General features: G+C 66.2%; 26 protein-coding genes. 20 read left to right on the top strand and 6 right to left on the bottom strand.

What is annotated here, in order from left to right:
- Window positions 1–20: 20 nt before the first annotated feature.
- Entirely contained in the window at window positions 21–461 is a 441-nt protein-coding gene (locus AC07UK_RS33825) for a BON domain-containing protein (RefSeq protein ID WP_436224670.1), read from the bottom strand.
- 288 nt (window positions 462–749) lie between these two features.
- Window positions 750–1,010 (bottom strand): hypothetical protein, encoded by a 261-nt coding sequence (locus tag AC07UK_RS33820; protein WP_013953943.1) that lies wholly within the window; start codon window positions 1,008–1,010, stop codon window positions 750–752.
- Between the two features lie 235 nt (window positions 1,011–1,245).
- On the opposite strand from AC07UK_RS33820, the gene AC07UK_RS33815 reads away from it, so the two are divergent.
- The 9 genes from AC07UK_RS33815 (at window position 1,246) to AC07UK_RS33775 (ending at window position 9,207) form a co-directional block, all read left to right on the top strand.
- Window positions 1,246–2,202, top strand: a complete 957-nt coding sequence (locus AC07UK_RS33815; RefSeq protein ID WP_494687442.1) for an oxygenase MpaB family protein — start codon at window positions 1,246–1,248, stop codon at window positions 2,200–2,202.
- A gap of 746 nt (window positions 2,203–2,948) precedes the next feature.
- Complete coding sequence (locus AC07UK_RS33810) at window positions 2,949–3,275, top strand: RNA chaperone Hfq (protein WP_436224668.1); 327 nt, start codon at window positions 2,949–2,951, stop codon at window positions 3,273–3,275.
- 227 nt (window positions 3,276–3,502) lie between these two features.
- On the top strand, window positions 3,503–4,789 hold the full coding sequence (locus AC07UK_RS33805; RefSeq protein ID WP_436224667.1) for a FliC/FljB family flagellin: 1,287 nt from the start codon (window positions 3,503–3,505) through the stop codon (window positions 4,787–4,789).
- 131 nt (window positions 4,790–4,920) lie between these two features.
- Window positions 4,921–5,274: a flagellar protein FlaG gene (locus tag AC07UK_RS33800; RefSeq protein ID WP_436224666.1), complete on the top strand. Its 354-nt coding sequence runs from the start codon at window positions 4,921–4,923 to the stop codon at window positions 5,272–5,274.
- 33 nt (window positions 5,275–5,307) lie between these two features.
- Window positions 5,308–6,714 (top strand): flagellar filament capping protein FliD, encoded by a 1,407-nt coding sequence (gene fliD / locus AC07UK_RS33795; protein WP_494687443.1) that lies wholly within the window; start codon window positions 5,308–5,310, stop codon window positions 6,712–6,714.
- A gap of 38 nt (window positions 6,715–6,752) precedes the next feature.
- Window positions 6,753–7,178 (top strand): flagellar export chaperone FliS, encoded by a 426-nt coding sequence (gene fliS / locus AC07UK_RS33790; protein WP_436224664.1) that lies wholly within the window; start codon window positions 6,753–6,755, stop codon window positions 7,176–7,178.
- Window position 7,179: 1 nt separating this feature from the next.
- Complete coding sequence (locus AC07UK_RS33785; protein WP_436224663.1) at window positions 7,180–7,521, top strand: flagellar protein FliT; 342 nt, start codon at window positions 7,180–7,182, stop codon at window positions 7,519–7,521.
- Between the two features lie 70 nt (window positions 7,522–7,591).
- Window positions 7,592–8,917: a flagellar hook-length control protein FliK gene (gene fliK / locus AC07UK_RS33780; RefSeq protein WP_494687444.1), complete on the top strand. Its 1,326-nt coding sequence runs from the start codon at window positions 7,592–7,594 to the stop codon at window positions 8,915–8,917.
- Complete coding sequence (locus tag AC07UK_RS33775) at window positions 8,914–9,207, top strand: EscU/YscU/HrcU family type III secretion system export apparatus switch protein (protein WP_114136290.1); 294 nt, start codon at window positions 8,914–8,916, stop codon at window positions 9,205–9,207. The genes fliK and AC07UK_RS33775 overlap by 4 nt, the downstream gene beginning before the upstream one ends.
- Before the next feature lie 71 nt (window positions 9,208–9,278).
- Here AC07UK_RS33775 and fliE read toward each other — a convergent pair whose 3' ends face one another.
- A complete protein-coding gene (gene fliE, locus AC07UK_RS33770; RefSeq protein WP_041688225.1) occupies window positions 9,279–9,602 on the bottom strand; it encodes a flagellar hook-basal body complex protein FliE in 324 nt (107 codons plus the stop codon).
- A gap of 408 nt (window positions 9,603–10,010) precedes the next feature.
- Here fliE and fliF point away from each other — a divergent pair, with 408 nt between their 5' ends.
- The 9 genes from fliF to AC07UK_RS33725 all read left to right on the top strand — a co-directional run bounded on the left by fliF (window position 10,011) and on the right by AC07UK_RS33725 (window position 18,781).
- Complete coding sequence (gene fliF / locus AC07UK_RS33765; protein WP_494687445.1) at window positions 10,011–11,741, top strand: flagellar basal-body MS-ring/collar protein FliF; 1,731 nt, start codon at window positions 10,011–10,013, stop codon at window positions 11,739–11,741.
- Window positions 11,728–12,738, top strand: a complete 1,011-nt coding sequence (gene fliG / locus AC07UK_RS33760; RefSeq protein WP_013953954.1) for a flagellar motor switch protein FliG — start codon at window positions 11,728–11,730, stop codon at window positions 12,736–12,738. Before fliF ends, fliG begins: the two co-directional genes overlap by 14 nt.
- Complete coding sequence (gene fliH / locus AC07UK_RS33755) at window positions 12,725–13,543, top strand: flagellar assembly protein FliH (RefSeq protein ID WP_494687446.1); 819 nt, start codon at window positions 12,725–12,727, stop codon at window positions 13,541–13,543. Before fliG ends, fliH begins: the two co-directional genes overlap by 14 nt.
- Window positions 13,536–15,011 carry a flagellar protein export ATPase FliI gene (fliI, locus tag AC07UK_RS33750; RefSeq protein ID WP_058697368.1) on the top strand — a complete coding sequence of 492 codons (1,476 nt, stop codon included), beginning with the start codon at window positions 13,536–13,538 and terminating at the stop codon, window positions 15,009–15,011. The genes fliH and fliI overlap by 8 nt, the downstream gene beginning before the upstream one ends.
- On the top strand, window positions 14,989–15,447 hold the full coding sequence (gene fliJ / locus AC07UK_RS33745; RefSeq protein WP_011617820.1) for a flagellar export protein FliJ: 459 nt from the start codon (window positions 14,989–14,991) through the stop codon (window positions 15,445–15,447). The genes fliI and fliJ overlap by 23 nt, the downstream gene beginning before the upstream one ends.
- A 26-nt stretch (window positions 15,448–15,473) precedes the next feature.
- Complete coding sequence (locus AC07UK_RS33740; RefSeq protein WP_494687447.1) at window positions 15,474–16,901, top strand: flagellar hook-length control protein FliK; 1,428 nt, start codon at window positions 15,474–15,476, stop codon at window positions 16,899–16,901.
- A gap of 205 nt (window positions 16,902–17,106) precedes the next feature.
- Window positions 17,107–17,523 carry a type II toxin-antitoxin system HicB family antitoxin gene (locus tag AC07UK_RS33735; RefSeq protein ID WP_436224658.1) on the top strand — a complete coding sequence of 139 codons (417 nt, stop codon included), beginning with the start codon at window positions 17,107–17,109 and terminating at the stop codon, window positions 17,521–17,523.
- A 31-nt stretch (window positions 17,524–17,554) separates the two neighbouring features.
- Entirely contained in the window at window positions 17,555–18,208 is a 654-nt protein-coding gene (gene alkB, locus AC07UK_RS33730) for a DNA oxidative demethylase AlkB (RefSeq protein ID WP_494687448.1), read from the top strand.
- 84 nt (window positions 18,209–18,292) lie between these two features.
- A complete protein-coding gene (locus AC07UK_RS33725) occupies window positions 18,293–18,781 on the top strand; it encodes a GFA family protein (RefSeq protein ID WP_436224656.1) in 489 nt (162 codons plus the stop codon).
- A gap of 59 nt (window positions 18,782–18,840) precedes the next feature.
- Here AC07UK_RS33725 and cysK read toward each other — a convergent pair whose 3' ends face one another.
- Window positions 18,841–19,758, bottom strand: coding sequence for a cysteine synthase A (gene cysK, locus AC07UK_RS33720; RefSeq protein ID WP_436224655.1), 918 nt, complete (start codon window positions 19,756–19,758; stop codon window positions 18,841–18,843).
- 427 nt (window positions 19,759–20,185) lie between these two features.
- On the opposite strand from cysK, the gene AC07UK_RS33715 reads away from it, so the two are divergent.
- Entirely contained in the window at window positions 20,186–22,345 is a 2,160-nt protein-coding gene (locus tag AC07UK_RS33715) for a glycosyltransferase (protein WP_494687449.1), read from the top strand.
- Complete coding sequence (gene bcsS, locus AC07UK_RS33710; RefSeq protein ID WP_436224653.1) at window positions 22,342–23,073, top strand: cellulose biosynthesis protein BcsS; 732 nt, start codon at window positions 22,342–22,344, stop codon at window positions 23,071–23,073. The genes AC07UK_RS33715 and bcsS overlap by 4 nt, the downstream gene beginning before the upstream one ends.
- A gap of 34 nt (window positions 23,074–23,107) precedes the next feature.
- Here the strand turns inward: bcsS and AC07UK_RS33705 are convergent, their stop codons facing one another.
- Both AC07UK_RS33705 and AC07UK_RS33700 read right to left on the bottom strand, forming a co-directional pair.
- Window positions 23,108–23,737, bottom strand: coding sequence for a DUF938 domain-containing protein (locus tag AC07UK_RS33705; protein WP_013953965.1), 630 nt, complete (start codon window positions 23,735–23,737; stop codon window positions 23,108–23,110).
- A 118-nt stretch (window positions 23,738–23,855) separates the two neighbouring features.
- The coding region (locus AC07UK_RS33700) for a group II intron maturase-specific domain-containing protein (protein WP_494687450.1) at window positions 23,856–24,785 on the bottom strand (930 nt) is incomplete at its 5' end.

Here is a 24,785-nt window from a genome sequence, read left to right as displayed (position 1 = left end):
GCAGGAGAGGGAGCAATCTCTCAGCGCGACGACACCTTCAGGTTGTCTTTGACCGATGTCACGCCCTCGACGCTGCGGATCGCGTCCAGCGCCATGTCGTGCTGCTGCTGGCTCGGCACCGTGCCGCTCACGTCGACCGTGCCCTGCTGGGTCTTCACATGGATGGCGGTGGACTTGAGGTCCTTGGTCGTGAGCAGCTTGGTCTTGATCCTGGTGGTGATGGCGCTGTCCTCGACGGCGCGCTTGGTCTTGTCGACGCTCATGTCCGGGGCGGCGCCCCGGTCAGGGTCGGCACGGCCGGGCATGCCCGGAGCGGAATTGACGGGTGCGGCGGGGGTATTGTCCGCCGCAACCAGGATCAGGCCGCTCTTGTCGAGCGCCAGCGCGCTGCCGGCCGCCGCCAGCGCCGCAGCAACACAGACCATCCGCACCGTGCGCGCGGGGATTCGGGAAAAACGCATGGCTGCCTCCTGTTCGGGTCACCAGCGCATCCGCTGCCGTGCCTTGTCTGGCACGTGGAACCACTGGTAAGCCATTTTTCAGCAAGCTCCATACCTGCCGGCCAGGCCGCGCCAGGCGTCCCTGACGGGACCCAGGGTGTGTAAATCGGGCCGCCCGTTGTAAAAGCGCCCGCCGCACGGTGTGCTGCATCGCGCGCTACAGCGCCGATGCCGGCGGCACCCGGGTCCTTCCATGCTTGGCATGGCGATTGCGAATCAGGGAATGCGGCAGTTCGCCGCGTCAAGGAGCTAGCAATGGGACAGCAGCAACAGCCGGGTCAATCGCAGTCGGGCCAGAAGCCGCAGGATCAGAAGCAGCAGGAACAATCTGGCCAACGCGGCAGCCAGCAACAGCCGGGACAACAACAAGGCGGCGGTCAGATGGGTAACCAGGACCGCAAGCAGGACCAACAACAGCAGCAGGATCGCGGCAGCTCGCAACCGGGCCAGCAAAGTGGCCAACGCAGCGGCCAGCAAAGCGGCCAGGGCGGGCAACAGGGTGGTCAGCAAGGCGGACAACGCCAGCCGTAATCCGCGCCAGCTACGAAAACAGGCAGCTTTCCGGGTATGTGCGGCCGCAACATGCGGTGCGGCCGCAGGGGCATACGCCGGAGATTGGCAGGCCGGGACTCCCGCGAGGGGGTTCCGGCCCTTTTTTTCGGCAACGGCAGCGGCGTGACCCCGCGCACATCGTCCCGCATCCCGTGTATGCTGGCCCTGAATTCCCATCCAGGCACCACCTGCCTTGTCCAGCTTTACCGACCCCGCCGCCGGCCGCTCTGCGCAGCCACGACGCGGCCCGCTGAACCAGCTCTCCACCAGGCTGCGTGAACGCGCCGGCGCGCACCTGCGCGCGCTGACCCGCAGCAATTCCGGCCTGACCCTCGACTACGACAACCCGCCGGGCGATCCCGGCCTGTTCGGGCCCGACGCGGTCTGCTGGCGCGTGCACGCCGACTTTCCGGCAATGCTCGCGGGCGGCGTCAGCGCTCTGCTGCTGCAGACGCTGCATCCGCTGGCGCTGGCCGGGGTCTGGGACCACTCCAGCTTTCGCACCGACATGCAGGGGCGCCTGGGGCGCACCGCGCAGTTCATCGCGGGCACCACCTACGGCAGCCGTGCCGATGCCATGGCGCTGATCGGGCGCGTACGGCGCATCCATGCCGGCGTGGTTGGCGTGGCCCCGGACGGGCGGCACTATGCGGCCTCCGACCCGGCGTTGCTGACGTGGGTACACGTGGCCGAGGTCTCGAGCTTCCTGGCTGGCTACCTGCGCTATGTCGGGCCACTGGGCAGCGCCGAGCAGGATCGTTACTACGACGAGGTTGCGCGCATCGCCGAGATGCTGGGCGCGGCCGACGTGCCGCGCTCGCGCGCCGAAGTCACGGCCTACCTGGAGGCCATGCGGCCTGCGCTGCTGGCCAGCGAACGCACCAGCGAAGTGGTGCGGCTGGTGCGGAAGATGCCGGTGGCCAACCCGCTGCTGCAGCCGGCGGTGCGCATCATGGCCGACGCGGGCATCGCCCTGCTGCCGCCGTGGGCACGGCACCAGCTCGACCTGGACGGCCCTTCGATACGGCGCCCGGCCGCACTCGCGGGCATGCATGTGCTGACACCGGCACTTCGCTGGGTGCTGGGCGCCGGCCTGGCAGCGCGCGCACGGCGGCGCGTGGCCCGCGGCACCGCCACCACGGCCGGCTGAGGGCCGCGCCGGCTATCGGCGTTCAGCGGGCACTTCTTGAAGGGAAATGAGAAATGGCGGCAAAAACCCTCGCATTTCGGAGGATTGAGCGCCGCGAAAGTGGCGTTAAATCTGCCTCGGCATTCCGAACGGCCGGTCGGATTTACTAACCGCACCAGGCACAGCGCCACAGAGCGCGATTCAAAGACGCAGGCAAAAAAAGAAGCCTACGCGCGGGGTGCTCGTAGGCTTTCCAGGACTGCTCGAGCCGAAAGGCTCTTGCCAAGAATATAAACGCGCTTACATGAGGTGTAAATCCCGTTTCTATCAGGGGATTCCCTCATGACGATATGAGCTCGTTTGCGCACTTTTTATGATTTGGGCCCTGACGCTACATCAGGGCATTTTTCCCATGGGCTGGCAATTTCCTCACGGGCCCCGTCCACACCGGGACTGCCGGGCCTGCCGCCCTGGCCGCAGCATGCGGCAGCGCACAATCTGTTACAATATCCCAGGTTCGAGAGCAACACATTTTATAGAGCAAAGACTCTAGACCCGAATTGGCGCGCGCTTCGTCAACGCTTGTAGAACTTTGTTACTCTCAGCCCCGAAGTATTCCCCTTCTCTTCTGGCAGCACCAACCGGCGACGCCGCAGCTACCGAGAGCGGATGTTTCCCCTGCCGCCCTGGCCGCGCCGCACCCCAAGCCGCCGGCCAACGGACCATTATCAGCCGCCAGAACCCTAGTGGGCTCTTCCGGAGTCGTTGTGAAGAAGAAGGAAACCCGGCCCAGGTCACCGAGCCGAAAGCAACTGCAGCACCAGCAATTTGCTGCATACAACACCAGCCAGGCGCCTGTGATCGTCCACCTGTCCAACGGCGCGCGACTGCAGGGCCTCGTGCTGGCGTCAGACGACTACGTGGTGCTGCTTGGCCGGCAGCCGGACGACATCCGTCCCACGGTGGTCTACAAGCGGGCCATCTGCCTGGTCACGCTGGCCAATGCGCCGGACGCGCCGGTGGTGGCACCGGATCCGGCCCCGGCGCCGGACTTCCTGCCGATCTACATCCCCCGCACCAGCAAGCGCCGCTAGACCAACGCCCGCCCCACACGCCTTCCCGCTCTCCGGCGCCCCCTGCCGCGCCGCGCCTCCGCCCGCCCTGCCGGCACCCCGCGAAACTATCGCCGAGATCACTCTAAACCTTTCCCTTGCCCGGTCGATAACCCAAGCAACGGAGGCACTCTACGCCCTGCAAAGCAGGCCGCCAACGTTACGGCACTAGCCGGGATGCCCAAAACTTTGCATATAGGAGTCGTACCATGGCGCAAGTCATTAACACCAATTCGTTGTCTCTGATGACTCAGAACAACCTGAACGCTTCGCAATCGTCGCTGAACACGGCGATCCAACGCCTGTCGTCGGGCCTGCGCATCAACAGCGCCAAGGACGACGCCGCTGGCCAGGCGATTGCGAACCGCTTCACCTCGAACATCCGCGGCCTGACGCAAGCCCAGCGCAATGCCAACGACGGCATCTCGCTGGCGCAGACGACGGAAGGCGCGCTGACGGAAGTCAACAACAACCTGCAGCGCATCCGTGAACTGAGCGTGCAGGCCGCCACCGGCTCGAACTCGGCATCCGACCTGAAGTCGATCCAGGACGAAATCAAGCAGCGCCTGGACGAAATCGACCGCACGTCGCAGCAGACCGACTTCAACGGTGTGAAGGTTCTGTCGTCCAATGCCAAGCCGCTGACCGTGCAAGTGGGTGCCAACGACGGCGAAACGATTACGATCAACCTGAAGGAAATCAGCTCGAAGACGCTGGGCCTGTCTGGTTTCTCGGTAGCACGTTCGCAGCCGAAGGTGGGCGATGCCGTGGAAGAAGTTGGTGGATCCGCCGCGCTGAAGAAGGTCGATCTGTCGGCCGTGGAAGGCGCAGCCGGCCTGAATGTCGCTGCTGGTTCGACGAGCCTGCACCGCGTGCTGGACCCGACGACTGGGGCAGCTACCTCCCAGTACGTAGTCAAGTCCGGCGACGACATGTACGCCGTGGACGTTGCTGACGCAACCGGCGCCGTCACCCTGAGCAAGACGGCTAACACGATCACGTACCAGGACGGCACGCTGAACGCCGCCGCCGCCGCGTACAACATCAAGGTGGCAGCGGACGCCAGCGGCAACGCGGTTGGCTACATCACCATCCAGGGCCACAACTTCGAAACGACCAGCCTGACCAACAATACCGCCACGATGACGGACATTGACGGTGCGGGCACGGACGGCGTGGCGCTCGTGCTTGGCAAGTCCGCCGAGTACAAGGGCACGGCTTCGAACAACCCGAAGGCCCTGCTGGACTCCGCCCTGAAGATCGTGGACGACCTGCGCAGCTCGCTGGGTGCCGTGCAGAACCGCTTTGACTCGGTGATCTCGAACCTGGGCACCACCATCACCAACCTGTCGTCCTCGCGCTCGCGCATCCAGGACGCGGACTACGCCACGGAAGTGTCGAATATGACCCGCGGCAACATCCTGCAGCAGGCTGGTACCTCGGTGCTGGCGCAAGCCAACCAGACCACGCAAGGCGTGCTGTCGCTGCTGCGTTAATCGCATCTGCAAGCAGGCATTCCAGGCTGGGCCGCAAGGCCCGGCCTTTTTGCCGGAACGCTTAGCAGGCAGCCCGCTGCCTGCTAAGCGCTTCGATCTGTATGTGAACCATGCAATTAATTGGAGCGAACATGGCGGCCTCCCCGACAGTGAACCCGACTGCAGTGCGCCTGCCGTCTGCGGCGCTGGCCAACAACACCCCAGCCCGCGCACCGGCTGGATCGCGGTCACTGGAGGAAGTGGCCATCGCTCCCTCGCCGATTGCCGGGGATACCTCCGCTGCTATCGGCGAACTTGTCGAGGCGCTCAAAACCACCTCCATCAGTCTGCGCTTCGAGATTGATGAGACCACGCACCGCGTCATCACCAAGGTGATCGACAAGGAAACCGGCGACCTGATCCGGCAGATGCCCACCGAAGAGGTGCTGCGCATCGCCCGCGCCATCGACAAGCTGCAAGGGCTGTTCGTCAGCCAGGCGGCCTGAGCCCTGAACATCAGTTGAAGACGAGACAACAATATGGCAACGATCTCCTCCATCGGCATCGGCTCCAACCTACAGCTGAGCACCCTGCTGGACCAGCTGCAGAAGGCAGAGCAGGCGCCGCTTGACGCGATCAACGCGCAGGCCAAGAGCTACCAGACCAAGTTGTCGGCATACAGCCAGTTGCAGAGCGTGCTGAGCGCCTATCAGGCCGCGGCAAAAAAGCTGTCGGATGCCACCACGTTCGGCGCAGTCAAGGCCACCCTCGGCACGCCCGACGTGATGTCAGTTTCAACCGCAGCCAACGCGGTGCCCGGCAACTACAGCATCACGGTCGGTGCGCTGGCCACTGCACAGTCGCTGGTGAGCGGCAATGTTGCAAACGAGAAGGCCGCCATCGGCGGCGGCGAACTCGTGTTCGACTTTGGCGAGGCGCTGGCCACTGGCGGTGCGGCCACCAGCACCAAGAAGGTCACCATTCCGGCAGATTCGTCCCTCGAAAGCATGCGGGACGCCATCAACAAGGCCGGCATCGGAGTGACTGCAAGCATCATCAATGACGGCAGCGCCAGCCCGTATCGCCTGGTGCTGACTTCGGACAAGACTGGCACACAGGCAACCATGCGCGTGTCGTCGACCGACCCCGCCCTAAACAACGTGATCGCCTTCGACCCGGCCGCTGCGGCTGGCGTCAATAAGATGGAACAGAAGGTGCCACCGGCCAATGCCACGCTGAAGATCAACGGCATTGACGTAGTCAGCCAGAGCAACGCAGTAGTGGACGCCTCCCAAGGCGTAACCATGAACCTGGCCAAGACTGGTACCACCACATTGGTGGTCACGCGCGACAACGATGCAATCAAGACATCTGTGCAGGCTCTTGTCACCGCGTACAACAATATCCAGAGCACAGCTAAATCGCTGACGGCGTTTGATACGAAGGCCGGCACATCATCGGCGCTGACTGGTGATGGCACGTTGCGCTCAATCCAGTCAAGTCTCCGTACGATGTTGGGCGGCGCCATGGATGACGGTAACGGCGGCAAGATCACCCTGATCGACGTCGGCATCTCATTCAACAAGGACGGCACGATGGCGCTCGACAGTACGAAGCTGACCAAGGCCCTGAACGACAATCTTGGTGGTGTGACCGCAATGTTTTCCAGCACCACGGGTAGTGGTGGCCTCGGCAAGCAGGCCAGCGACTATATCGACAGTCTCACGAAGACCGATGGCGCACTGAAGTCCGCGCAGGACGGCATCACCAAGACCCTGAAGGACCTGGAAGGTGACTACACTCGCGTCCAGGACCGTGTGACTGCCACGATCGATCGCTACAAGGCCCAGTTCACGCAACTGGACCTGGTGGTCGCACAGATGAACCGCACCAGCAGCTACCTGACGCAGCAGTTCAATGCGCTGAACAACAGCGCCAAAAAGTAACCGTCCCGCCGCACCCCACAGCCTGAAGGAACCCAAACATGTTCGCCCGCGCATCCGCCAATGCCTACGCCCAGGTCGGCGTCCAGACCGGTGCCATGAGCGCCAGTCCGCACAAGCTGATCACCATGCTGTACGACGGCGCGCGCGCGGCGATTGCGCGGGCGAAGTTCCACCTGGAAGGCGGCAGCATTGCCGAACGCGGCAACGCCATCTCCAAGGCCATCGACATCATCGACAACGGCCTGCGCGCCGTGCTCGACCATGAGGCTGGCGGGGAAATCTCCGCCAACCTCGAATCCCTGTACGAGTACATGGTTCGCCGGCTGATGCTGGCCAACCTGCGCAGCGACGCGGCCCTGCTGGCTGAGGTCGACACGCTGCTCGAAAGCCTGGCTTCGGCCTGGGCGCAGATCGACGACACGGCCGCAGCCGCGGATCAGCAACCCGCCTTGCAGGACAACTGACATGGTCTCCCTTCCCAAGTTCTCCCCGATCGTGGCCTGCTACGAGGAAATCCTCGCGCTGTCCGCACGCATGCATGAGGCCGCCCAGGCAGTTGACTGGGACACTGTCGCCGAGCTGCAGCAGGGCTACCTGGCCCAGGTGGACCGCCTGCGCCAGATGGACCACGAGGCACCGTTCTCCGATGCGGAACGCATGCGCCGCTACCAGTTGCTGGACCGCATCCTCACTTACGATGCCCGCATCCGTGACCTGGCCGTGCCGCAGCTGAAGAAGCTCGGCAACATGCTGACCAGCTCGCGCCGCCAGTTCGAACTGTCCGCCGCCTACGGCGCCACGGCCTGACGCAGCCTGACGGCTACGCTACTCCCTGCGGCGGGCCGGAAAGCCCGCCGTCTGCATTCACGCGACCCGTATGACCGGCATCCATCTGCCTCCAGGCCTGGCACCCGGTCAGGCCCCGGACCCACAACCGCTGCGCACCGCGCTTGCCATCGACAAGCTGGCGGCGCTGCAGCCCGTGCCCGAGGCCACCGAGTCGAATGTCCAGAACTCCACCGGCCAAGCGATCCGCCACAGCCAGCAGGCCACCGGCGCCAACGCCTTGGCAGGCCAGGCTGCGTTGCTGCCGGGCACTTCGACGCAGGAATCGCTGAGCGCGGTGGCGCGCGCCATCCTGGCGGTGATGGACGGCACCGAGGCCCAGCCGGTGCGCAGCGCCGGCCCGCTGCTGGCCGCCGCGCCCACGCCAGCTTCGGCGCAGGCCGCCGCGGCGGCCCTTGCCAACACGGTCGGGCAGAGCGGCCTGTTCTACGAATCGCACCTGGCGCAGTGGGTTGCGGGCGCGCGCGGGTTGCCCGGCATCCGCCAGGAGCCGCAGGCGCAAGTACCGGTGCCGGCCCGAGCGGCTGCCCCAGGTGGCACTGCGCAAGCCGCCGCAACGACTCTGCCGTCCGCGCTGCTGACCTATGCGGGCGGTGCGGCAGCGGCAGAGCCGGCGCGGCCCTCAGCGCCGCCGCTGATTCCGGCCTCGCAGGTGCTGGCTGAAGCGCTGGCCTCGGCCGGCAATCCGCGCGTGGCCCATAGCCATGCGGCGGCGGAACAGGCGCTGCGGCAAGGCACCGCCACCACGGCGGCCTACACTCGCGAAACCGCTGCCGAACCCGGCACCCAGCGCCAGTCCGCCGCGGCGCTGGCCACGCAGGCCTACCAGACCACCGCGGAGGCTGGCGCGCGCACCGCTGCGCCGGACAGCCTCGCCCCCCACGCGGCGCGCGCCGCCGCCGGCCTTCCGGACACCACCTCGGCGGACGCCGGCCGGCAGGCCGCGGCAGCCGGCCCGGCCATCCATCCGGCAACCGAAGGCGTGGTCCGCCAGCAGCTGGAATTGCTCGCCACGCAGCAGTTCCGCTTTGCCGGCGAAGCCTGGCCCGGCGTGCCGATGGAGTGGGAGCTGCTGCGCCCCGATGCGGATGGCGCCGCGCAAACCCGTGACGACAGCGCCCGGCCATGGTCCAGCCGCCTGCGGCTGCAATTGCCGAGCCTCGGCATCGTCGAAGCGGTGCTGACACTGGGACCGGCAGGACTCGACGCCCGCGTGGCAACGCCCGAGACCGATGTCGCGGCGCGTTTCATCGCGGCTCGGCCGCTGCTGCGCAACCAGCTGGAGGCGCAGGGCATCGTGCTGCAGCGCCTGAGCGTGCAGACCCAGGACAACCTGACCGAAGGAGCGGCGCGATGAGCGAAGCGGCGCAAGACCGCGGCACGGCAATCGCGCTGTCCTACCAGCACAGCGACAAGGCCCCGCGCGTGGTCGCCAAGGGCTATGGCGTGGTGGCCGAAGCCATCATCGCCCGCGCGCGCGAAGCGGGCGTCTATATCCACGATTCGCCCACCCTGGTGAACCTGCTGATGCAGGTCGACCTGGACAGCCACGTGCCGCCGCAGCTCTATGTGGCCGTGGCGGAACTGCTGGCGTGGATCTACCACCTTGAAGCGGGCATGGACGCGGGCGCTGAAGCGCAGGCCTGACCCGGACGACAAGAGCCCCTGGCCGCTTGCGCGCGCCAGGGGCTCTTGGCTTTCGGGGCAGGCCGCTGGGCTTACACCGCCATATTCATCATTTCCTGATATGCCGCCACCAGCCGGTTCCGCACCTGCACCCCGGTCTGGAACGACACATTGGCCTTCTGCAGGTCGATCATCACGTCATTGAGCGCCACGCCGGGCTTGCCCAGCTCGAAGGCCTCGGCCTGGCCGTAGGCGCGTTCCTGCGCGGCGTTGATCCGGCCCAGCGAGCGCTGCAGCTCGCCGGCAAAGCCGCCGCCGACCGGCGCGGCGGACTGGCTGGCACTGTTGCCCGAGGCAACCTGGGACATCCCGCGCAGTTGCTGCAGCATGCCCTCGATGGAAGAGATAGTGGTCATTTGGCTCGTCGTATGCCGGGTCTACCGGCAGAGTTCGTCTTGTGGCGCGCCCCTTGCATCACATAACGGCCTGCCGGCAGGCGGGCCTCAGGCGGTTCGCACCCAGTTTCAGCCCCCGCAGAGTACCCGCCGCCTCCGCCCTCCCATGGGCCGAAATCGGACAAAAAACCGCGTCTATTCACCGGATTGTCGCGCTCAAGTCTGGCCGATCATTGCCACCGTGCCGGAAGAGCGCGGGCTGTCGTCCCGTGCTGGCTCCGGAAATCACCAGACAACCATCGATTCGGGAGTACGCGTGTTTTCTCTGCAGCGTAATGTGAGCCGTGCCGTGAGCCGCGCCGACGACCAAGGCGGTCAGCATCGCCCGTGCCGTTGCGAGCATCGCGGCGCCGGATCCGGAGCACGCGCATGACCGCGGCCGTGGCACTGCCCGGGCGCCCGGCGGAAGTGATCGAGCGCCTGAAAGCCAACCCGAAGCTGCCGCTGATGCTTGCCGGCGCAGCCCTGGCCGCGGCCATCGCCGTGGGCGTGCTGTGGTCGCGCAGCCCGGACTACAAGGTGCTGTACAGCAACCTGTCCGAGCGCGACGGCGGCGCGGTGCTGCAGTCGCTGCAGCAGATGAACGTGCCATACAAGTTCGCCGAAGGCGGCGGCGCGGTGATGGTGCCGGCCGAGAAGGTCCATGAAATCCGCCTGCGCCTGGCATCGCAGGGCCTGCCCAAGAGCGGCACGGCCGGCATGGAGCTGATGGACAACCAGAAGTTCGGCATCAGCCAGTTTGCCGAGCAGGTCAACTACCAGCGCGGGCTGGAAGGCGAACTGGCGCGCTCGATCGAATCCATTGCCGCGGTGCAGTCCGCGCGCGTGCACCTGGCCATCCCCAAGCCGACGCTGTTCGTGCGCGAGCGCCAGAAGCCGACCGCGTCGATCGTGCTGCAGCTGTACCCGGGCCGCGCCATCGATGAAGGCCAGGTCGCGGCCATCAGCCACCTGGTGTCGTCGAGCGTGCCGGAGCTGACGCCCAAGTCGATCTCGATCGTCGACCAGCACGGCAACCTGCTGTCGAACACCGGCAACGAGCGCATGCTCGACGCGACCCAGCTCAAGTACGTCCAGGCGCTGGAGCAAAATTACCTGAAGCGCATCGAAGCGATCCTGACGCCGATCGTCGGCAAGGACAACGTGCGCGCGCAGGTGACCGCCGACGTGGACTTTTCCATCGTCGAGCACACCGACGAGAGCTACAAGCCTAACCAGGACCCGACCCGCTCGGCCATCCGCAGCCAGCAGACCAGCGAATCGACCCAGCAGGGTGCCACGCCGCCGGGCGGCGTGCCCGGCGCGCTGTCGAACCAGCCGCCGGCTGCCGCCGCCGCGCCCGTGACCACGCCGCAGACGCCGCGTGCGGGCCAGGCACCGGGACAGGCCGGTGCTCCGGCTGCCGGGCAACCCGGACAGCCCGGGCAAGCTGCCCAGCCAGGCCAGGCGGCTCAGGGTGCCAATTCCACGGCTTCCGGCGGCCCCAGCAGCAATCGCCGCGACTCCACCGTCAACTACGAGCTGGACCGCTCCGTGCGCCACGTGCAGCAGGCACCGGGCGGCGTGCGGCGCCTGTCGGTGGCGGTGGTGGTCAACTACCGCCAGCAGGCCGATGCCAAGGGCAAGCTCGTGGCCGAAGCGCTGCCGCCGGCACTGCTGGCGCAGATCGAGAACCTGACCAAGGAAGCGATGGGCTTCTCGGCCGACCGCGGCGACTCCATCAACGTGGTCAACAGCCCGTTCACCGCCGAGCGCGAGAAGACGGCGCCCGAGGTGCCGCTGTGGAAGCAGCCCGACATGATCGAGCTGGGCAAGACCCTTGCGGGCTACCTGCTGCTGGCAGTGCTGGCGCTGTTCGTGTGGTTCAAGGTGGCGCGCCCGATCCTGCGCCGCTACACCTCGCCGCCGCTGCCGGCGCCGGAAGCCAGGGACGAGACCGAGGCGGTGCTGCTGCCGCCGGACGAGCCCGCCAACCCTGAAATCTTGCGGCTTGCCGCCAAGTATGAAAGCGACCTCGCGCTGGTGCGCGACGCCGCACAGCGCGACCCGCGCCTGGTCGCCAGCGTGATCAAGAACTGGATTGCCAATGACAACCGCTAAGGGCATGTCCGAATCTGGCCTGCAAAAGAGCGCCGTCCTGATGATGGCGATCGGCGAGGATGCCGCGGCCGAGGTGTTCAAGCACCTGTCGCAGCGTGAAGTGCAGGAGCTGGGCTCGGCCATGGCCACGCTCAGCTCGGTCACCCGCGAGGAAATGGCCGAGGTGCTGGGCGAGTTCCGCTCCGAGACCGAGCAGTACCTGGCCCTGAACGTCGATTCCAACGCCTTTATCCGCAGCGTGCTGAACAAGGCGCTGGGCGAGGAACGCGCCCAGTCGGTGATCGAAGACATCCTGGAGTCGCGCGATCCGGGCGGCGGCATCGATTCGCTGAACTGGATGGACGCCACGGCCATTGCCGAGCTGATCCGCGACGAGCACCCGCAGATCATCGCCACCATCCTGATCCACCTGGACCGCCAGAAGTCGTCCGAGGTGCTGGCGCTGTTCACCGACCGCCTGCGCAACGACGTGATCCTGCGTATTGCCACCTTCGGCGGCGTGCAGCCAGGCGCGCTGCAGGAACTGACTGACGTGCTGACCAAGCTGCTGGCGGGCCAGAGCCTGAAGCGCAGCCGCATGGGCGGCGTGCGCACCGCGGCCGAGATCATCAACCTGATGAGCACGGCGCACGAAGAGGCCGTGATCGACGGCGTGCGCCTGCACGACGGCGACCTGGCGCAGAAGATCATCGACGAGATGTTCCTGTTCGAGAACCTGCTGGAGGTCGACGACCGCGGCATCCAGCGCGTGCTCAAGGAAATCGCCACCGAGTCGCTCATCGTCGCGCTCAAGGGCGCGCCGCAGGAGCTGCGCGACAAGTTCATCCGCAATATGTCCACCCGCGCCGGCGAGATGCTGCGCGAGGACCTGGACGCGCTGGGCCCGGTGCGCGTGTCGCAGGTCGAGGCCGAGCAGAAGGCCATCCTGCAGGTGGTAAGACGCCTGGCGGATGCGGGCGAAGTGCAGATCGGCGGAGGCGACGATGCCTATGTCTGAGGCAAACCCTGAGCGCGGCCAGGCCGCACGCCGCGCGCCGCGCGGCGACCCGCTCACTTCCCTTGCCGGCAACGGCGCGGCCGCCGATCCTGGCGGCTTTGCGCCGTTCGAGCCCCCGCGCCGCGCGCGTGGCGGCGCGGCCGGCTGGCAGCGCTGGCAGATGGGCTCGCTCGATCCCCGGGAAAGCGAGCCGCCCGAAGCCCTGGCCGCCATGCCATCCGAGCCCGCACCGCCGCCGATCGATTTCGAGGCGCTCGACGCGATGCGCGAAGGCGCGCGCAAGGAAGGCTATGCCCAGGGCTACACCCAGGGGCAAACCCAGGGCTACGGCGACGGCCACCGCGAAGGCTACGCCCGCGGCCTGGAAGCCGCACGCAACGAGGCCACGCAGCTGCAGGCGCTGGCCACCAACTTCCGCAGCGCGCTCGGCGGCGTGGACGACCAGGTCGCGCGCGCGCTGGTGTCGCTGGCGCTGGACGTGGCGCGCCAGCTGGTGCGCACCGCCCTGGCAAACGACCCCGCGGTGCTGCTGCCGGCCGTGCGCGAGCTGCTGACCAGCGAACCCGCGCTGTGCGGATCGCCCAGCCTGCTGCTGCATCCCGACGACGTGGCGCTGGTGGAAACCCACCTGCATGGCGAACTGGCGGCCGCCGGCTGGACCGTGCGCGCCGATCCGTCGGTGGCGTGCGGCGGCTGCATCGCCAGCGCCGCCAGCGGCGAGCGCGATGCCACGCTGCCTACGCGCTGGACCCGCGTGGTCAAGGCGCTGGGCCGCGACGATCCGTGGGAGCCGCCACATGCCTGATGCCGCCGAGCAAGCCACGCCCGCGCCGGATTCCGCGCTGGCCCACGCGCAACGCTGGATCGGCGCGCTGGACAGCGCCGCGGCCGGCATCGCCGGGCTCGACAGCAAGCGCAGCTGCGGCCGCCTGACGCGCGCCGCGGGCCTGGTGCTGGAAGCCGTGGGCCTGCGCCTGCCGGTGGGCAGCGACTGCCTGATCGAGCTGCCCGCCGGGCAGTTCACCACCGACAGCAATGCCCCGCGCACCGCGGAAGCGGAAGTGGTGGGCTTTGGCGCCGACCGGCTCTACCTGATGCCGCAATCCGATGTGGTGGGCTTGCTGCCGGGCGCGCGCGTCTACCCGCTGGAACCATCGCCGCAGCCGGCCGGCATCACCACGCCGCGCGAGCCGGGCTCCAAGCGCCTGCCGGTTGGCGCCGGCCTGCTGGGCCGCGTGCTGGATGCCGCGGGCCGCCCGCTCGACGGGCTGGGCCCGATCACCGCCGCCATGGAGGTGCCGCTGGCCGGCGAGCAGATCAACCCGCTGATGCGCGCGCCGATCGAGACTGTGCTCGATACCGGCGTGCGCGCCATCAACGGCATGCTGACGGTAGGACGCGGCCAGCGCATGGGACTGTTCGCGGGCTCCGGCGTGGGCAAGAGCGTGCTGCTCGGCATGATGGCGCGCTATACCAGCGCCGACGTGATCGTGGTCGGCCTGATCGGCGAACGCGGCCGCGAAGTGAAGGAGTTCATCGAGAACATCCTTGGCCCCGAGGGCCGCGCACGTTCGGTCGTGGTGGCCGCGCCGGCCGATACCTCGCCACTGCTGCGCATGCAGGGCGCCGCCTATGCGACGCGGCTGGCCGAGTATTTCCGCGACCAGGGCCAGCATGTGCTGCTGATCATGGACTCGCTGACGCGCTACGCCATGGCGCAGCGCGAGATCGCGCTGGCCATCGGCGAGCCGCCGGCCACCAAGGGCTATCCGCCCTCGGTCTTTGCCAAGCTGCCGACGCTGGTCGAGCGCACCGGCAACGGCCCCGAAGGCGGCGGCTCGATCACCGCGTTCTACACGGTGCTGACCGAAGGCGACGACCAGCAGGACCCGATCGCCGATTCCGCGCGCGCCATCCTGGACGGCCATATCGTGCTGTCGCGCAGCCTGGCCGAATCCGGCCACTACCCGGCCATCGACGTGGAAGCATCGATCAGCCGCGCCATGACCGCGCTGATCCCGAATGAGCAGTTCGGCTCGGTGCGCCGCTTCAAGCAGCTGATGTCGCGCTACCAGCGCAACCGCGACCTGATCAGCGTGGGTGCCTACGTGCCGGGCAACGACCCGGAGCTGGACCTGGCGATGCGCCTGCACCCGCGCATGGAAGCCTTCCTGCAGCAAGACATCCACGAGCGCGCCGGCTACGACGACGCCATCGCCCAGCTTCACAGCCTCTTCGACAGGAGTGAACATGCTCAAGCATTCACCGCTTAATACGCTGGCTGATCTCGCCCAGAACGATACCGACGCCGCCGCGCGCGAGCTGGGCAGGCTGCAGGGACTGCGCACGCAGGCTGAGCAGCAGCTCAACCAGCTCACCGAGTACCGCCATGAGTACCGCGCGCGCATGCAGGTGGTGGCCGCCGAAGGCATGACCTCCAGCCGCTGGCAGGATTTCTCGCGCTTTCTCGATTCGCTCGACCATGCCATCCGCCAGCAGGGCGCGGCGCTGGCCAAGGCCGAGGCCGACCTGCTGGCAGGGCGCAACCACTGGCAGCACCAGAAGCGCCGCCTGAACTCCTTCGACACGCTGATCGCGCGCGCCGAAGCGAAGGAAGACCAGGTTGCCGCGCGCCGCGAACAGCGCGCCAACGACGAATACGCCGCCCGTCTGGTCCGCACCACGGCCAGCCGCCTCAGCGAAGCCTGACCCGGGCCACACCCGTAGCCAACCCCATGATCGATATCAGCCAGATTGTCAGCAGCGCCGCCAATGCGGTCGAGGGCGCCAGGCGCGCCACCGCCGACGCAACCGCGAGCGGATTCGGCGACGCGCTGTCGCGCGCTCGCGAAAGCAGCAAGGCCCCCGCGCCGCCGGCCAGGGAAACCACCGCGCGCGACCAGCCCGCATCCCGCCAGCCCGCGGCGCAGGCCGATGCCGGCAAGCCGCAGCCAGTCGCCGCGGCCGGCAAGAAGCCGGCAGCTGGCCACAAGGATGAAGACCAGGACCAGGACGACACCGCGGCGGCCACGCCGACGGATGCCGCAGCCGCGGCCGCTGCGGCCCTGGCACTGATGCTTCCTGCCGCCGCCCCGGCCAGCCCCGCTGGCACACCGGCCGGCGCGGCGGGTTCCGCCCTCGCCGGCGTTGCCGACACCGGCGGCGCCGCGGCACTGCAGGCGGCGCTGGCAAATGCCGCCCAGCCGGCCACGGCAGATGCCCAGGCCGATGCCATGCCGGCTGCCGCCACGCCACTGCCGGGTACGCTGCAGGTCGTCACCACCGAAGCCCGGCCCGCACAGCCTTCGGTAGCCGACACGCTGGCCACCATCGCATCCCAGCGCGCCGCGATGCAGGCCAGCACCAGCGCAGGCACCGACGGCAAGGCCGGCACGACTCAGGCCATCCCGGGCGACGTGCCGGCCGTCCAGCAGCAAGACGCCAACGGCCAGCATGCCGGCGAATCGGGCAATCGCCCGGACAGCGGCATCGCCCAGCACCGCGCCGATTCCCTTGCCGCCAACACCGGCACGGCGGACGCCAGACCCGTGGTAACGCCGTTCGCCGCCACACAGGCTGCCGCCCGCACCGGCGAGGCTACCGCCGCCAGCCCCGACAACGCACAAGCCATGGCTGCCGCGCTGGCCGGCCAGGCTACCCCGTCGGCTACTGCAGCCGCTGCAGTAGCCTCCGCCCGTTCCGTGGTCACCCCGCCGCTGTACGACAGCCAGTGGCCGCAGGCCCTTGGCCAGCAGATGATCCGCATGAGCACGCAAGGCCAGCAAAGCGCCGAACTGCAGCTGAACCCGCCTGACCTCGGGCCGCTCAAGGTCGTGCTCAACGTGGTCAACGACCAGGCCCAGGCCCAGTTCGTCTCGCCCCACCAGGCCGTGCGCGCCGCGGTGGAAGCGGCGCTGCCGCACCTGCGCACCGCGCTGTCGGAAAGCGGCATCCAGCTTGGACAGACTTCGGTGGGCGCAGACGGCTTTGCCAGCCAGGCGGGCAATGGCAACGGGCAGCAACAGCAGGCGCCGGGCAATGGGCGCGGGCAAACCAGCTTTGGTGCCGGCACGCTGGCGGCTGTTGAGCCGGCGGCGGTGGCCGGTACGACGGCCCGTCCCGCACGCGTGCTTGGGCGTGGCGAGATCGATACGTTTGCCTGAATTCGCGCTGTGTAGCGCGTGGTGATTGCGCGCCATGGAAGAATGCAAGGCCGCCCGATGGGCGGCCTTTGTCATGTCAGCGGCGGGGCGATTCATGTATTTCGCTCACAATCCTGCAACCGGATTTAACGGCTTGCTGCTAGAATTGGTAAACATTTTTGATTACCATAGACTTCGCATCCGTTGTCGCGGGAGGAGTCCCAATATGCTGCGTTTCCCTGCCAACATCGTCCCGGACGACGGTGGCTTTGCTGTGTCGTTTCCCGATATCCCCGAAGCCCTGACCAGCGGCGACACCATCGAACAGGCCCGCGAGATGGCCGCCGATGCGCTCGCCACGGCCATGGAGTTCTATTTCGAAGATGGCCGCCCGGTGCCGCTGCCGTCGAAGGCAAAACGCGGCCAGCATCTGGTTGAACTGCCGGCCAGCGTGTCGGCGAAGGTGCTCCTGCTTAACGAGATGATCGCGCAGGGCGTGACGCAGGCGGAACTGGCGCGCCGGCTGCATACGCGCAAGCAGGAGGTGCAGCGTATCGTCAACCTGGACCATGCGACCAAGATCGATACGATCGAGGCTGCATTCCGGGCGCTTGGGAAGCGGCTGGAACTGACCGTCGCCTGACCGTGCCAGGACGCCCTCAATCCTCCACCCCATGACTTTCGACCTGTTCGACGATCTGCCTCCGAGCGGCTCCGCCATCGAACCCCTCGCCGACGGCGCCGTAGTCCTGCGCGGCCTGGCCCGTGCGGATGCCGAAGTGCTGCTGGCCGACGTCCAGGCCATCATCGCGCTTGCCCCCTGGCGGCACATGATCACCCCCGGCGGGCTGAGAATGTCGGTGGCAATGGTCAACTGCGGCACGGTCGGCTGGGTCTCCGACGCGCGCGGCTATCGCTATGACCCCGTCGATCCGCTGAACGGAAAGCCGTGGCCGGAGATGCCGGCGAGTTTCCGGCAACTGGCCACCACCGCGGCGGCGCAAGCGGGCTTTTCCGGTTTTGAGCCGGATGCCTGTCTTATCAATCGCTATGAGCCGGGCACCCGGCTCTCGCTGCACCAGGACCGCGACGAGCGCGATTTCAGCGCGCCCATCGTCTCGGTCTCGCTGGGGCTGCCCGCGGTGTTCCTGTTCGGCGGCATGCGCCGCGCGGACCGTCCGCAGCGGGTGCGGCTGGCGCATGGCGACGTGGTGGTGTGGGGCGGGCCGTCGCGGCTGGCCTTCCACGGCGTGGCGCCGCTGGCCGATGGCGACCATCCGCTGCTGGGGCGGCTGCGCATCAACCTGACATTCCGCAAGGCGCTCTAGCCATCACCGCCGCCTTGGCACTTTGCCGGGGGTTTTCTACAGTCAATGGACTGTCCTGAACGCCACCGTGCAAAGGCTCACACCATGCATCTAGACGGCTCCTGCCATTGCGGCGCCATCCATTTCTCGCTCGAGTCCGATTCCCCCTATCCCTATATGCACTGCCATTGCTCGATCTGCCGCAAGACGGCGGGGAGCGGCGGCTACGCGATCAACTTGGGCGGCGACGCGGCCACGCTGCGCGTGCGCGGGCGCAAGCACCTTGGCATCTATCACGCCGTGCTGCGCGAGCCCGGCAAGCGCGCGCGGCGCTCGCCGGCGCAGCGGCATTTCTGCGTGAAATGCGGCAGCGCGCTGTGGCTTTGGGACCCGCGCTGGCCGCACCTGGTGCATCCGCATGCATCGGCCATCGACACAGCGCTGCCGCGCCCGCCGGAGGTGGTGGAGGCTGCGCTGGATTCTGTCGCGCCCTGGGTCGACGTGCCCAAGGGCAAAGGCCATGTGCACTGCCGCACCTGGCCGGAGGAATCGCTGGCGGACTGGCACAAGCGGCACGGCCTGTCGTCGCGCTGAGCGGCTGCCCAAAACGTTCTGAGCGCCCGGGCCTCACGGGCCGGGGCGCTCATGCTTGCTTAGGCGGGCAGGAACCCTTCGACGGTCAGGTAGCGCTCGCCAGTGTCGTAGTTGAAGCCCAGCACGCGCGCGTTGGCCGGCAGCTCGGGCAGCTTCTGTGCGATCGCGGCCAGCGTGGCGCCGGACGAGATGCCGACCAGGATGCCTTCCTCGCGCGCGCAGCGGCGTGCCATCTCGCGCGCGGGCTCGGCATCGACCTGGATCACGCCGTCCAGCAACGAGGTGTCGAGATTCTTCGGGATAAAGCCCGCGCCGATGCCCTGGATCGGGTGCGGCGCCGGCGCGCCGCCGGAGATCACCGGCGAGGCCACCGGCTCGACGCCGAACACCTTGAGCTGCGGCCACTTGTCCTTGAGCACGCGGGCGCAGCCCGTCAGGTGGCCGCCGGTGCCGACGCCGGTGATCAGCACATCCAGCCCCTCCGGGAAATCGTTCAGGATTTCCTGCGCGGTGGTACGCGCGTGCACGTCGACATTGGCCGGGTTCTCGAACTGCTGCGGCATCCACGCGCCCGGCGTGGCGGCGACCAGTTCCTCGGCACGCGCGATCGAGCCTTTCATGCCCTTCTCGCGCGGGGTCAGGTCAAAGGTGGCGCCATAAGCCAGCATCAGGCGGCGGCGCTCCACCGACATGCTGTCCGGCATCACCAGCACCAGCTTGTAGCCCTTGACCGCGGCCACCATGGCCAGGCCGATGCCGGTATTGCCCGAGGTCGGCTCGATGATGGTGCCGCCCGGCTTGAGCACGCCGCGGCGCTCGGCGTCTTCCACCATCGACAGCGCGATGCGGTCCTTGATCGAGGCGCCGGGGTTGCTGCGCTCCGACTTGATCCAGACCTCATGGCCGTTGCCGAACAGCCGGTTGATGCGGATATGCGGGGTATTGCCGATCGTCTGCAGGATGTTCTGGACCTTCATCTTGTTCTCCGTGGCGGGCGCGATGCCGCAGGCCTGTAAGGCACTGGCATCGCAGGATCGAATGACGGGACGATTCTAGAGCAAAGCGCCACGCAGGCGGAACGTTTCATGCCAGGATCGTATCGTCTGCAATGCCCTCCTTAACCATTGACCGTATGCCCTGCGCAGGCCACCGCTCAATCGCGCAGGCGCTCGGCGATCAACTCACGCAACCGTGGAATCTGCTCGTAGATTTTGGTCACTATCCAGCTCGTCCCCGCCCCTGCCTTAAATGATCTTCATATCAGAAATAAACAACAACCGTCTGATGCGACATGAGGTCGTCAAAGAGCTCCCGCCTATGGCACCATGCGGACTAGTCGTATGACTATGCCGATATAGGTCTCCGCTTGTAGCTCGACGGGCAAGGCGCCCATTGGAAGCCAACATGAAGACTGAGCAGCCCAAACGCTATATCGCCTTGCTAGTTGCCGTCTACGTGTCTTGCGGATTCGCGTATCTCGCCTGGCGCGTAGGAACCGTCAACATGGACGCGCCGTGGCTGTCTCTGCCGTTGTATGCCGCTGAAGTCTACGGTTATCTGAGCGGACTTCTGTTCGTGCTGATGACCTTTCGGCTCAGCGTGCGGGAGGTAGTACCGCCGCCAGCGGGACTGAAGGTCGATGTATTCGTGCCCACTTACAACGAGTCCGTGGACCTGCTGCGCCGTACGCTGCTGGCGGCCACGCGGATGGAGTACCCGCATGTTACCTGGCTACTGGATGACGGCCGGCGGCCAGACATGCGCAAGCTGGCGGAGGATCTGGGCTGCCGCTACCTCGCCCGCGATAACAACTCCCACGCCAAGGCCGGCAACCTGAACCACGCGCTGCAGTTCTGCGAAGGCGAATTCATTGCGATCTTCGACGCCGACCATGCTCCTCGCAAGGATTTCCTGGTGAAGACACTGGGATTCTTCCGCGATGCAGACGTTGCGTTCGTGCAGACACCGCAGGACTTCTTCAATATCGACTCATTCAACCACCGCGTCGGCAAGAAGCGGGTCTGGGATGAGCAGGCGCTCTTCTTCAAAGTCATACAGCGCGGCAAGGACGCACTGAATGCTGCCTTCTTCTGCGGCAGTTGTGCGGTGATCCGACGTTCCGCGGTGAAGAGAATCGGCGGCTTCGCCACCGAGACCGTTACGGAGGATGTCCATACGGCCGTCAAGCTGCACAAGCTGGGATTCAAGTCTGTGTACTACGCCGAATCACTTGCCTTTGGCCTGGCGCCACACAGCATTGACACCTACCTGAAGCAGCGCATGCGTTGGGGAATGGGAGCGATGCAGGTGTTCCGGCGCGAAAGAATTCTTTTCAGCCGGGGCCTGACGCTGGGCCAGCGACTCAATTATTTCGCGTCGGCACTTTTCTTCTTCGAAGGTTGGCAGAAGCTTGTTTTCATTCTGACACCGCCGGCAGTATTTCTCTCGGGCGACCTACCTATAGTCTCATCGCTCAACACTTTCCTGCTGCTGTTCTGCCTGTACTACCTGCTGTCGATGTTGGTTCACCTTGAGCTGGGACGCGGCTACAACTCGCTGTTACTCAGCGAGCAGTACGCCATGGCTCGATTCTTTGCCTTCATGTCAACGAGCGTTGGACTGTTTCGTCGCAACATCCCGTTTGCCGTGACCGACAAGCAGCTTTCCGATACTGGCAGGATGTGGCTCTGGATGTCGCCGGTGCTGGTGCTGGCGGGGATTACGGCAATCAGCGTGCCGATAGGCCTGTACCGGATGCATACAGGGAGCATTCCGTTCGGTGCAGGCGTCATCACGCTCATATGGACCTGCGTGACCCTTCTCACGGCAACGATGGTGACCGTGTACGCTCACCGCCATGCAAGCAACCGCCGCACCGAGTACCGCTTCCCGCTGCGGCTGCCGATCACGCTGACCCTTGATGGCAACTCATACCTTGGCTTGACATCGGACCTTTCCCCCAACGGCGCGCTTTACATCGGGGAACCAATTCCAACGTTATCCCGCGGCAGCACGGTAAACATAGCCATCCACCTGCCCAATCTAATCGTATGCGATGCGGCCGTGGCGACGTTCGTCAACCGATCCGCGGCGTGGGCGGAAAAGGCCGCGGCGGGCGTCGCCGGGGAGGCCACAGTGGGACTGCGTTTTAGCTGGGATGCGCAGGGCAACACCGGCGCACTCGAGACGTTCCTGTACGGCAGTCGGCTGCAGCTCGAAATGGGCAACCTTTCCGAAACCGAGACTCCGCCTCTTACTCGCCTGGCTGAATTGCTGAGCCGCGACGGGGGCGCGCCACTGCTGACGCAGAACTGGGCACCGGGACTGCTGATGCAGCCGCTGCGTGCCGGTGTGTTGCCGGTGGTCATTGCCACGATCGAGGGCGCGGCGCCGCTGCTGTTCAGCAGCATCGAACTCGATCTGGACACTGGTGCCACGTTGCGTCGTACCACGAAAGGCATGGCCACGGAACATGCGGTCAGGCTGACGCCCACGGGCAGGCTAGCGACGCCAACCGGCGATTTCCACCTTTACAACATTACGCCGCACGCGACGACGGTATGAAAGAAAAAGGCCGCATGACGCAGGACACGCGCAAGAATATTCGGGCCGACCGTGCTCTCGCCATCGTAACCCTCTGTGGCGCGGCCATCGTCCCATTGCCGGCTATGGCGGGCACGTTGTTCGGCGGGGCAAGCTTCGCCGGTGGAGGTGAGCGTAGCGAATACGCTGGTGTCACCGGCAATTGGCTGCCGGTGCCCTTCCTCACCCAGAAGCTCGTCGTCAGCGACTACCACTACAAGTACGGCTCGAACGGCACGACGGTGTCAGTGAACGGACAATCGGCTGAGGCGGCGCTTGGCGTACAGAAAGGCTGGGAGACCGGCTGGGTTGAAGCCACGGCCGGCGCGCGCTATCGCTACAATCGCGTGTCGCCAGAAGGCGCCGATAACCGTGCCGACGGCGGCGAATGGGGCCTGGCCTTGACAGTCCTCGGCCAGCAGGAGTTCGCGCAACACTGGGCCGTCAACGGCATCGCGAGCTACAACTTCGGGCCCAAGGCGTATTGGGCGCGCGGCCGGATTCTCTACAAGATTTTCGGCGATGCGTGGGCCGGCGCGGAGGTCATCAAGCATGGCGATCCGTTTTACCACTCCACGCAGGGCGGTCTGGTGCTGACCGGCATCTCGCTCGGCCAGACCGTGAAGCTTGGCTTCTATGGTGGCGTCAAGAAGACCGGTGGGCAGCCGCGCGCATTCTATGGCGGGCTGGAAATCAGCAAGGCGTTCTGATGGCGCTTGTGCCGCGCCCAAGAAAATGCGCTAACTATTTGATTCCATTGACATGGAACGTCAGGCTGAAGTTGTTGGCCGGCATTGGCACCGGCTCGTCGCAGCGCATGCCCTGCGCCTCGCCCAGCGCGATCACAGCTTCCATGTCGCGCACGCCCCAGTCGGGGTCGGTGGCGCGCAATTGCGCGTCGAAGGCCGCGTTGCTGGGCGCCGTATGCGCGCCGCCGCGGCGATAGGGACCGTACAGAAACAGCACGCCGCCAGGGCCCAGCAGCTTGCCGGCGCCCTCGAACAGCGCCTCGGCCGCGGCCCATGGGGCAATATGGATCATGTTGATGCACACCACCGCATCCGCGGCGTCGATGCCCCACGGCTGGCGGCAGACATCCAGCGCCAGCGGCGCGCGCACATTGGCCAGGCCCGCATGCGCGGTCCACGCGGCAATCGACGCGCGCGCGGCAGCTTCCGGATCGCTTGGCTGCCAGGTCAGTCCCGGCAACGCGGCGGCGAAGTGCACGGCATGCTGGCCGGTGCCGCTGGCAATTTCCAGTACCGTGCCGCTGGCGGGCAGCACATTGCGCAATACCGCAAGGATCGGCTCGCGGTTGCGCTCGGTGGCGGGCGCCATGCGGCGTGCATCGGGGTCTTGGGTGGAGCCGGTCATGATGGCATGCTCAGCGGGGGGAGGGTAGGAGAAGTCCATCACTGGAACTCCTCCCCCCTAAGAGCCGTACGTGCGAGTTTCCCCGCATACGGCTCAAGCCTTTACAAAGTGATTGAACTTATTCAAACACCGGTTTCACAGCTATTGTACCGTAGTGATGAACTTGGACATGGCAATCGGGGTGCACCAATACGCGATTTCCTAGAGCATCGGAGCCCCCAAGAATCTGGGGTTCGATGTGATGGTCATCCCATCCAGTCTCGTCGGTCAACGCGCCTTGACACACCGCGCACAAGCCTCGCTGAGAGACGTACAGCTTTGCCCATTGCTTTCGGTACGACATGCGATCTGCCATGCGTTCCTGCCGCAATTTCTCGCCATACATCTCCTGCGCCGGGTCGAAGGGATGGTAGTCCGCCCGCACCTTCTTGTGCCGCCGGATGAGCGTACTCGGAATCGAATACAACTCCATCCAGTAGCGTTCACCTGCCTTGTTCACAGCAGTGGTTCCGAACACCCAGTTCCGATCCCCAACTGAGGCGTAATACTTCTTTCGCACCCATTCGGAGTTCTTCCCTCGATGTCGCCGTTTTGCCCACCTCCATAGAGCCCTAAAAATCAGGTTCTCCATTCGGGTGAACGCCGCCTTCGCTACCACCGGGCAGTGATACTGCGCCCAGCCCCTTAGCATCGGGTTCAGCAGTCGAATCAATTTCTCCTGCTTGACCGTCTTGTTTGCACTGATGACCTCCTTCACCTTGCTGTAGAACGCTTTCACGTTCTTCTTACCTGGCTTGATGAGCAGCTTTCCCGAATACTTCCGGAAATTCCACCCCAGAAAGTCAAAGCCGTCAGCGATATTGACGATCCGCGTTTTCTCCGTCGATAGCGTCAGCCCCCGTACTGCAAGGAACCGTTCTACCCACGGCTTCACTTCGTGTTCCAACACTTCCGGCGTACTGCCGGTGATCACGAGTCGAGTCGCCCCGGGGAACTTCCCCCCAAGGCGCTCACGGAACCGGACGTGAACGTCTCCGCTCATCCGGCT

The organism is Cupriavidus sp. GW821-FHT07C08 (assembly GCF_059419025.1).
This window is presented reverse-complemented; position numbering and strand designations above follow the sequence as displayed.

Excerpts from the sequence above, each read along its gene's own strand:
- AC07UK_RS33825 (WP_436224670.1), bottom strand. The coding sequence starts at position 461 with ATGCGTTTTTCCCGAATCCCCGCGCGCACGGTGCGGATGGTCTGTGTT.
- AC07UK_RS33805 (WP_436224667.1), top strand. The coding sequence starts at position 3,503 with ATGGCGCAAGTCATTAACACCAATTCGTTGTCTCTGATGACTCAGAAC.
- AC07UK_RS33800 (WP_436224666.1), top strand. The coding sequence starts at position 4,921 with ATGGCGGCCTCCCCGACAGTGAACCCGACTGCAGTGCGCCTGCCGTCT.
- fliD (WP_494687443.1), top strand. The coding sequence starts at position 5,308 with ATGGCAACGATCTCCTCCATCGGCATCGGCTCCAACCTACAGCTGAGC.
- fliS (WP_436224664.1), top strand. The coding sequence starts at position 6,753 with ATGTTCGCCCGCGCATCCGCCAATGCCTACGCCCAGGTCGGCGTCCAG.
- AC07UK_RS33785 (WP_436224663.1), top strand. The coding sequence starts at position 7,180 with ATGGTCTCCCTTCCCAAGTTCTCCCCGATCGTGGCCTGCTACGAGGAA.
- fliK (WP_494687444.1), top strand. The coding sequence starts at position 7,592 with ATGACCGGCATCCATCTGCCTCCAGGCCTGGCACCCGGTCAGGCCCCG.
- AC07UK_RS33775 (WP_114136290.1), top strand. The coding sequence starts at position 8,914 with ATGAGCGAAGCGGCGCAAGACCGCGGCACGGCAATCGCGCTGTCCTAC.
- fliE (WP_041688225.1), bottom strand. The coding sequence starts at position 9,602 with ATGACCACTATCTCTTCCATCGAGGGCATGCTGCAGCAACTGCGCGGG.
- fliF (WP_494687445.1), top strand. The coding sequence starts at position 10,011 with ATGACCGCGGCCGTGGCACTGCCCGGGCGCCCGGCGGAAGTGATCGAG.
- fliG (WP_013953954.1), top strand. The coding sequence starts at position 11,728 with ATGACAACCGCTAAGGGCATGTCCGAATCTGGCCTGCAAAAGAGCGCC.
- fliH (WP_494687446.1), top strand. The coding sequence starts at position 12,725 with ATGCCTATGTCTGAGGCAAACCCTGAGCGCGGCCAGGCCGCACGCCGC.
- fliI (WP_058697368.1), top strand. The coding sequence starts at position 13,536 with ATGCCTGATGCCGCCGAGCAAGCCACGCCCGCGCCGGATTCCGCGCTG.
- fliJ (WP_011617820.1), top strand. The coding sequence starts at position 14,989 with ATGCTCAAGCATTCACCGCTTAATACGCTGGCTGATCTCGCCCAGAAC.
- AC07UK_RS33740 (WP_494687447.1), top strand. The coding sequence starts at position 15,474 with ATGATCGATATCAGCCAGATTGTCAGCAGCGCCGCCAATGCGGTCGAG.
- AC07UK_RS33735 (WP_436224658.1), top strand. The coding sequence starts at position 17,107 with ATGCTGCGTTTCCCTGCCAACATCGTCCCGGACGACGGTGGCTTTGCT.
- alkB (WP_494687448.1), top strand. The coding sequence starts at position 17,555 with ATGACTTTCGACCTGTTCGACGATCTGCCTCCGAGCGGCTCCGCCATC.
- AC07UK_RS33725 (WP_436224656.1), top strand. The coding sequence starts at position 18,293 with ATGCATCTAGACGGCTCCTGCCATTGCGGCGCCATCCATTTCTCGCTC.
- cysK (WP_436224655.1), bottom strand. The coding sequence starts at position 19,758 with ATGAAGGTCCAGAACATCCTGCAGACGATCGGCAATACCCCGCATATC.
- AC07UK_RS33715 (WP_494687449.1), top strand. The coding sequence starts at position 20,186 with ATGAAGACTGAGCAGCCCAAACGCTATATCGCCTTGCTAGTTGCCGTC.
- bcsS (WP_436224653.1), top strand. The coding sequence starts at position 22,342 with ATGAAAGAAAAAGGCCGCATGACGCAGGACACGCGCAAGAATATTCGG.
- AC07UK_RS33705 (WP_013953965.1), bottom strand. The coding sequence starts at position 23,737 with ATGACCGGCTCCACCCAAGACCCCGATGCACGCCGCATGGCGCCCGCC.